The organism is Paraburkholderia bryophila (assembly GCF_003269035.1).
GTDB classification, from domain to species: Bacteria; Pseudomonadota; Gammaproteobacteria; order Burkholderiales; family Burkholderiaceae; genus Paraburkholderia; species Paraburkholderia bryophila.
In genome coordinates, this window is the sequence record NZ_QLTK01000059.1 from 1 (window position 1) to 7,183 (window position 7,183).

Annotated in this window: 9 protein-coding genes; 3 read left to right on the plus strand and 6 right to left on the minus strand. The window is 59.8% G+C overall.

The window, feature by feature from the left end:
• The 4 genes from BX591_RS36810 to BX591_RS35440 form a co-directional block, all read right to left on the minus strand.
• A partial coding sequence (locus BX591_RS36810) for a hypothetical protein (protein ID WP_208644757.1) occupies window positions 1-427 on the minus strand: 427 nt, incomplete at its 3' end.
• 134 nt (window positions 428-561) lie between these two features.
• Window positions 562-804, minus strand: a complete 243-nt coding sequence (locus tag BX591_RS35430; protein ID WP_111935951.1) for a hypothetical protein — start codon at window positions 802-804, stop codon at window positions 562-564.
• Window positions 805-855: 51 nt separating this feature from the next.
• A complete protein-coding gene (locus BX591_RS35435; protein ID WP_111935952.1) occupies window positions 856-1,860 on the minus strand; it encodes a YrzE family protein in 1,005 nt (334 codons plus the stop codon).
• Between the two features lie 50 nt (window positions 1,861-1,910).
• Complete coding sequence (locus BX591_RS35440; RefSeq protein WP_111935953.1) at window positions 1,911-2,504, minus strand: BPSL1445 family SYLF domain-containing lipoprotein; 594 nt, start codon at window positions 2,502-2,504, stop codon at window positions 1,911-1,913.
• Window positions 2,505-2,722: 218 nt separating this feature from the next.
• On the opposite strand from BX591_RS35440, the gene BX591_RS35445 reads away from it, so the two are divergent.
• Window positions 2,723-4,285, plus strand: a complete 1,563-nt coding sequence (locus tag BX591_RS35445; RefSeq protein ID WP_111935954.1) for a PAS domain S-box protein — start codon at window positions 2,723-2,725, stop codon at window positions 4,283-4,285.
• Between the two features lie 144 nt (window positions 4,286-4,429).
• On the plus strand, window positions 4,430-4,612 hold the full coding sequence (locus BX591_RS35450) for a CsbD family protein (protein WP_111935955.1): 183 nt from the start codon (window positions 4,430-4,432) through the stop codon (window positions 4,610-4,612).
• A gap of 447 nt (window positions 4,613-5,059) precedes the next feature.
• On the opposite strand, the gene BX591_RS37090 is transcribed toward BX591_RS35450, so the two are convergent.
• Complete coding sequence (locus BX591_RS37090) at window positions 5,060-5,680, minus strand: response regulator (protein ID WP_244218705.1); 621 nt, start codon at window positions 5,678-5,680, stop codon at window positions 5,060-5,062.
• Window positions 5,681-5,691: 11 nt separating this feature from the next.
• Here BX591_RS37090 and BX591_RS35460 point away from each other — a divergent pair, with 11 nt between their 5' ends.
• Window positions 5,692-6,888 carry a sensor histidine kinase gene (locus BX591_RS35460; RefSeq protein ID WP_111935957.1) on the plus strand — a complete coding sequence of 399 codons (1,197 nt, stop codon included), beginning with the start codon at window positions 5,692-5,694 and terminating at the stop codon, window positions 6,886-6,888.
• Between the two features lie 11 nt (window positions 6,889-6,899).
• On the opposite strand, the gene BX591_RS36815 is transcribed toward BX591_RS35460, so the two are convergent.
• Window positions 6,900-7,183, minus strand: a 284-nt coding sequence (locus tag BX591_RS36815) for a hypothetical protein (RefSeq protein WP_208644758.1), incomplete at its 5' end; no start/stop codon positions are given.

Consider the following 7,183-nt stretch of genomic DNA (forward strand, 5'->3'; position numbering starts at 1 on the left):
GCTTAGGTTGACGGATCTGGCCGGTTGCGGCACGGCGCGGTTGCCGACCGGCCCGGGTCGAGGGATGTATGCGCAGGCTCCCAGAAGTAGTGCTGTCCCGGTTAGCGCGGTCGCGATAATCTTCTTTTGCATGGTTGGATTGTCCTTTCAAGGGCGGCGTGGGCAATATACTAATCGCCTGGAAAGAAATGACATGCCAAGAAATCAATTCGACGCCCACGGAAGGCAAGCGTAGGCCGATTTCAATGGTCTCCGTCCGCCGCTGGTCGCCCGCGTTCGCCTCTGATCGACCCAAGCCAGCCAGAGCGATCCAACCAATAGTTCCCGCTTCGCAGGATACCGTGACCTGACTGTTGAATCGGGTTTTCAAGCTCCCTAGCTGGAACGTGCCATAGTAAGTCGTGACCGTGTAGTTGCCTTCGTACACGGCAAGTTGACAACCATGGACCAGTCAGACGCACGAGACCGAAGTGCCCGTCGAGGTGTGAGAATGGATAACTCCCGCCCCCCGAACGTCGAACCTTGTACTTGTTGCGCACTCAGGCCCGGAGCGAGCATTGACTACTGCGGTCTAGTTGCGCCCGACGCGCTCTGTGCGGCGGCGGCCTTTTCCTTTTTCACGGCCTCATGATGGCCGACCGCACAGCCGAGGGCAGCGCCCGCGACGGCATGATGGCCTGCTACGTGGCCCGCCACGCCTCCTACGACCGCGCCTTTGAGGCAACCCTTGCCATACGCGGCAGATACCGAGATTAAAACAGGAATGATAGTGAGCAGGGCAAAAATGGCCTTACGTGTTTTCATTGACAATCCTCTTTGATCATTAGACATGCTGTCCCAACCCTCTATCGTCAGTCAGTGTCCGGTTTCCTCAACGGTTGACGAACCTAACGCGCGGCTCGTGCGTTGCCCGATCAGGCCTGCCACCGCCGAGGCGATTGCGCCCAGCAGCAGAACGACGACTGCGGTCCACGCAACCCGGCTCACGCCGGCCGATGCCGCGTCGCCTGCCTCACGGGCCTTTTGTTCGCCCGTCTGCTTCAGTTCGCGCAACTGCTGCAGGGCCTGGTTGTAAGTCTGCTCATAGTTATCGGCGATCTGTTCGGCTTCCTGCCGCGATTTTCCTGTGCGAGCAACGATAATGTTCACGAGCGCGTCTCGGTCGGCCGCGTCCATCGCGGGCTGGGCTTTCTCTTTCAGACGCGCGAAAAAATCCTTCAGATCAGGGCCGGACGACTGCGGGTTGGCCGCAGCGTTGCTGGCGGTCGAGGCGGCATCCGCAGTTGCGGAACTGGCGGCCGAAGCGAGTTGTGAAGGCGCGAGCGCGGACTTGCCCGACTGGCTCAACAGGGTCTCCAGGTTCGCCTCGACGTCGTCGATATCTGGCGAAATGCCATTCCTGCGCAGCGCTGCCTTGGCGCCCGATGCGACCGTCGGCGCTACGGCGGCGATTCCCTGACCGGCAAGCGACAGGCCCTGACCCGCGACGCCGGACACGGCGCCGATTGCGCTGCCAGCCACGCTCGACACCAGATAAGCGGTGGTGAGGGTAGTCAACGACCAGCACAGAAAGCCGTGCAGCGCACCTTTACCCGGCGCGGAGCGGCCGGCGAAAAATCCGCCTGCCATCAGCGCCAGCAGCGTCGAGACGGCGACCCAGATGCTGGCGGCCGTACCGAATCCGCTGAACGGATTGCGGTTGCCGAGCGGATCGAAGGCACTCGCACCGATCGCGGTGCCGAGCACGGCGAGAAACAGATAAGTGGTCATCGCAATGACGAAACCGACGAACACCGCGCCCCATGACAGGCGCGCCGGAACCAGGCGGACGGGTTGGTGGATCGAATCAAACGGGTTCATCAGAAAGCTCCATGAAGAGTCGTGTGGATGGAAGGCGCCTGCCTGCGCGTTCAGCGCTTCAGGCGGGTGACCTTCGTGCCTTCGAGCGAGATACCGGCCATCAATCCGGCGTTGGTCAGTACGAAGACCTCGATCGGACTGGTGGCGCTCGAGGTGTCGAGATCACCGTTCGCGCCGACCTTGAGCACCGCCACCGTCGCATCCGCGCCGACCGCCCAGCCGTCCAGGCGCTGGAACCGGACGAGCGAGTCCTCGGTCAGGAAGGCGAATATCAGGGCTTTAGACTGCGCACCGATCTGCGGGCCAAAGGAGCCGCCAGCGGTGCTGTAGTAACCCTCGGTGCGTCCGCCGACGCGCAATGCGCCTTCGCCGTACTGCGCGCCCACGAGGAAGCCCGCCGAGACGACGGACGGAAACACCAGCACGCCGTGCGCTATGCCGATAAGCTCTCGCGAGCCTTTCACCGTTGCATAAAACCGCTCGAGTGTCGCGTTGACGTCGGCGTTGATCGCCCGATCATGGTCGGCGACCGACGCTGCGGTGTGCGCCCCCGACGGTCCGGTCGTCGTGCAGGCGCCGAGGCAAAGCGAGCCGATAGCGGCGCCGCCTGCTGCAATAAACTGTCTTCTGCTCGGTCTGAACATTTTTTTCTCCCCAGGATGGCATCAGGTTGAAGCGGAAACGATGCACAGTGTAGGCAGGGGGAGGGCGATGGCGGATGATGCATTCGCACCCAGGCGCCTGGTGCGAATGCCACGGTGGCGCAGGCTTTGCAGTGCGATGAAGCTGGTGTCAAACTCCAGTTGACCGACCGTTGCCGTGTGGGCGCGGCGGGCGCCTGGATGAAATGGGAGAAACGAAGATGAGCGATGCCCTTGACGATCGTGAGACCGAGGCACAGGCACTGAACGACGATAAGGTCTTGCGCAGGCAGACCGACCGCAAGCAATTGCATCAGATCATCAGCGGCTTGACCGAAGGCGTCATCCTGGTGGAGCCGGATCAGACGATCGTGTGGGCCAATCAGGCCGCACTCGAGATGCACGGCGCAGAAGAGCTGGCCCAGCTGGGCGCGAATGTCGACGAGTATCGCGAACGGTTCCGGCTGCGCTACCGCAATAACCACCCCGTACAGCCGGGCAGCTATCCGATCGACCGGGTGATCGCGGGGGAAAGCTTCAGTGACGTCATCGTCGAAGTCAGCCGGACCGATGATGAAGAGGCGCATTGGGTTCACCGCATTCGCAGCCTCGTGCTGACCAACGCGAACGATGAACCGGATTGCCTCGCGCTGATTCTCCACGATGCGAGCGACTGGGCGAGCGCCGAACAGCGCTTCGAGCGAACGTTCAACGCCAATCCCGCTCCTGCGCTGATTTGCCGGTTGCAGGATCAACGCTATATCAAGGTCAACCAGGGTTTTCTGGAGATGACCGGGTATGTGCGTGAAGACGTCATCGGCCGATCGGTGTTTGAACTCGACGTGTTCGAGGCCGCCGAGCGGCGCGAGCTTGCAATCGAGCGTTTGAGCGAGGGCGCGACCATCCCGCAGATGGAGGCCGTGCTGAAATTGCCGGAGGGCATCACGAAGTTTGTCGTGGTTGCCGGGCAGCCGATCGAAATCGGAGACGAGGCCTGCATGCTGTTCACCTTCATGGATCTGGAGCCGCGCAAGCGCGCAGAGACGGCGCTCAAGCAGAGCGAGGAACGCTTTGAGCGCTCGTTTCGCATGAACCCGATACCGACGGTGCTCTACGCGGCGGACGGCGGCATGACGCTCGATATCAACGATGCGTTCACCACCACAACGGGGTTCGGCACCGAGCAGATCGTGGGCAAACGTATCGATGAAGTGGAATTGTGGGTTGATGACGCGGGCACGAAGATCGCCGATCTGCTGCAAAAGTCCGGCAGTCTGCGCAGCGTCGAATTCCGGATTCGCGCCGAAGACGGCAGCGTGCTCGACTGTCTCGTCTCGGCGGAGCCCGTGACGATTCACGGCACGGAATGCGTCCTGATGGCGATACTGGACATCACGGATCGCAAGCGTTCGGAAATGGAGTTGGTGTCTGCGATCGAGACGGTCATGCAGGATGCTTCGTGGTTCAGCCGGACACTGATCGAGAAGCTCGCCAATGTCCGCCGTGCGAACGCGCCCGACGCTGGCGCTCACCTGTCGGATTTGACCGCACGCGAATGCGATGTGTTCGAGCAATTGTGCAAAGGACTCTCGGATAAGGACATCGCGAAAGCGTTGGGGCTGTCGCCCGCCACGGTGCGCAACCACGTGGCCACCATCTACGCGAAGCTCGACGTGCATAGTCGCGCGGAGGCGATTGTGTGGGCGCAAAGCCGCGGGCATTTCGGCAAGGCGGCTGCGGCGCGTCAGACCACGAGTTCCGCGCGGCGGGGGAAGGGCAAGTGACGCGGCTCGCTGGCGTGGCAAATGCACTGGGTCGGATGATGCATTCGCTTCTGGTTCGCGGTGCCCGATATGGCGATACTGGCTTCACTCCGAAGCGAGTTCCGCGACGGATGCAGATGACCCATCTTTAACCTGGAGGTAATCATGGACAAGAACCGTATCGAAGGCGCTGCCAAGCAGGTGAAGGGATCGATCAAGGAAGCGATCGGTAAAGTAACGGGGGACCGCACGACCCAGGCGGAAGGGATTGCCGAGAAAACGGCCGGCAAGGTCCAGGCGAATGTCGGCAAGGCGGCCGACACCGTCAAGGACAAGCTGAAGAAGTGACGCGGCTCCGACCGTCTCGCCTTGCCCTACCACTTTGGTTAAGGCGTTTAGCGGTCAGGCGGGCTAATGGCTTGCCCCACGGTTACTGCGGGCTCAACGTCTGCAGTAACCGCGGCATGAAGAGTTTGACGGCGGTGTGTCGAGTATGTGATTCGCCCGGAGGCCGGGCAGCCTGAGCAGGCGCACTGAATTGGCGAACTGTTATCGCTCCGCCGCATCGTTCGCAGCGATAGCCGATAAAAACGTGAAAGAGGCGGAGTGTTCCGGCTTCCCGTCACCAGGCGTCCTATGGATGCGCGGTAATCGAGCTCTTTATCCAGTATTTTCCAGCCCGAAACGGGCATCATGCAGCAGCGGCACCACACTCGCTTCCCGCAATAAAAAGATTTGATGGAAGACCGGATCTGTGGCGGTGTTCGCGTATGCTGGTTTATGAGGGTGACCCGTTCAGTCGTTATGTAAAAGTTCGGCGACCGCGCTCAGGAACACGACCGCTTCAGCCGGCTTTCTCACATAGCCTTGCCAGTTCCTTTTTTTCCCCTCAGAAAGTTGGGAAGACGTGTGGACGAGGATCGGCACGTTCGCAAATTCCGGCTTCCTTTTAAGTCGCGTACATAGCTCGCCACCATCAATGTGGGGCATCATCCAGTCGGTGACAACGAGGTCGACGCGGCAGGATTCCACCCGCGCCAGTGCTTCGACGCCGTTGCTGGCGCAGACAACCGCATAGCCTTCCATTTCGAGGATGAGACGCCACGCGGCAAGGATTTCCGGTTCATCGTCAACCAGCAGAATGGTGTGCATGATAGCGTTGATTTCATTACGTTTCTTATCGCGAAAGCATGGTTGAGCAAAAATTGTTCCAGAGTTTTCCATTGAGCGACAGCGTTTCGCGAGTCGTCCGCGATGATGGTTCGACACCAAAAACTGCGGCGGAGCGGCACTGCTGCGGCTCAGATCGATTTCGGTAGAAGGCGCGTTATTTCGCGGCGCGTATCGACCCGATCTCTTTCTGTTGGGAGCGAACATATTCCTGTTGTAAAAACTCCCTTTCCAGATGCCGATCATGACCGACATGCATGCGCAGCCCGCTGCGCAGATTCGCCGATTTCCTTCGTGCGGAACGAGTCCGTCTGACCGAGCACTGGATGAAGGCAGTTTTCGGCGATGTCGATCTCGTTGAAGCAGACAAGCTCACCTGTCAGCAACTCGCCAATCATCTACCAGATATTCTGGAGGGACTCTGCGCGACACTCGAAGTCGAAGACCTTGAGCGTATCGAGCCGGTGATCGAGCGCGATGCCATAAAACACGCGATGGTCCGCTGGCGGCCGGGTTACCGTATCGAGGAACTTGTGCGCGAACTGGATCTGTTTCATCAGACGCTCGCCGATGCGCTCGAGGAATTCGCAGGCAGCAATAGCGAGTTTAGACGCCGCCATGAAGCCCGGGCACGGCGTAGGGTTGCCGAGACACTTAGCATGGTCACGCTCACGTCAATCCGGGAAGTGGTCAGCGAACGGGATCAAAAGATCGATGACTATACGGGCAAGCATGAGCGCGCGAACCATGAACTGACGCTGAAGCAGCGACTGGTCAACGATCTTTACGAATCCCGGATGCGGATCACCCGCAGCGTCGTCCACGACCTGCGCAATTTTCTGAACGCATTTTCACTAGCGCCGCAAATGATTGCACGCGCACCGGCGAGAGCCGATGCCGCCCTTGCGCTGGCAAACCGACAGGCCACCGACATGAAGGCGCTCGTCGATCAGATGGTCGAGTACTCGGTTGTGCTCGGCGACAACACGCCTTTGACATTCGAAAGGGTTGACCTGAGGGAGCTTTATGACGAGCTCGTCGACGCCTCGCGCCCGGCAATCGAGATCAAAGGACTTTGCTTTCACGCGTCGTTCGACCCGTCGCTATTCACCGTAACGTCGAATCGTCTCAGACTGAAGCAGATCGCCGTCAACCTGCTGTCAAACGCGACAAAGTACACGATGGAGGAGGAAATTGGACTGGCTCTCGATGCGGTTGGCCCGGACCGTTGGTCGATTCGTGTTTCGGATACTGGCTTAGGCATCGCGCCTGCCGACGCAGATCGCGTGTTCGATGAGTTCGAGCGCGCCGCAGGCGCGGACATTCCCGGCACGGGCTTGGGTCTCGCCATCGTCAAGGAGCTCAGCCGGCTGTTGAACGGGCGGATTGATTTCGCATCACGCGAAGGGGCGAGGCCCGCGTTTGAAATATGCTTCCCGCTCACGCGTACGTAACGGCATTGTCTTCAGACATCGGGGCTGTAGGCAACGTTATCGCACAAATTGAAGTAGCTGCATTCACTTCTGTATAGGAACTTGAGGCCAGTACTTAAGCTGGTCAAAAAATCGACATCTACGCAGCCCGAAGCGGGCCAGCCGAGAAAGCGACCCTCGCCAGAAGCGCAGGTAAGGGGTTCTTTTAAATCACGCGCCTGTGAACCGCCCCGGATTTGGTGGAGGCTCCAACTCTTGAGAAAATGGAGCCATGAACAAGTCGAACAAATTTTCTGCTGAAGTCCGGGAACGTGCC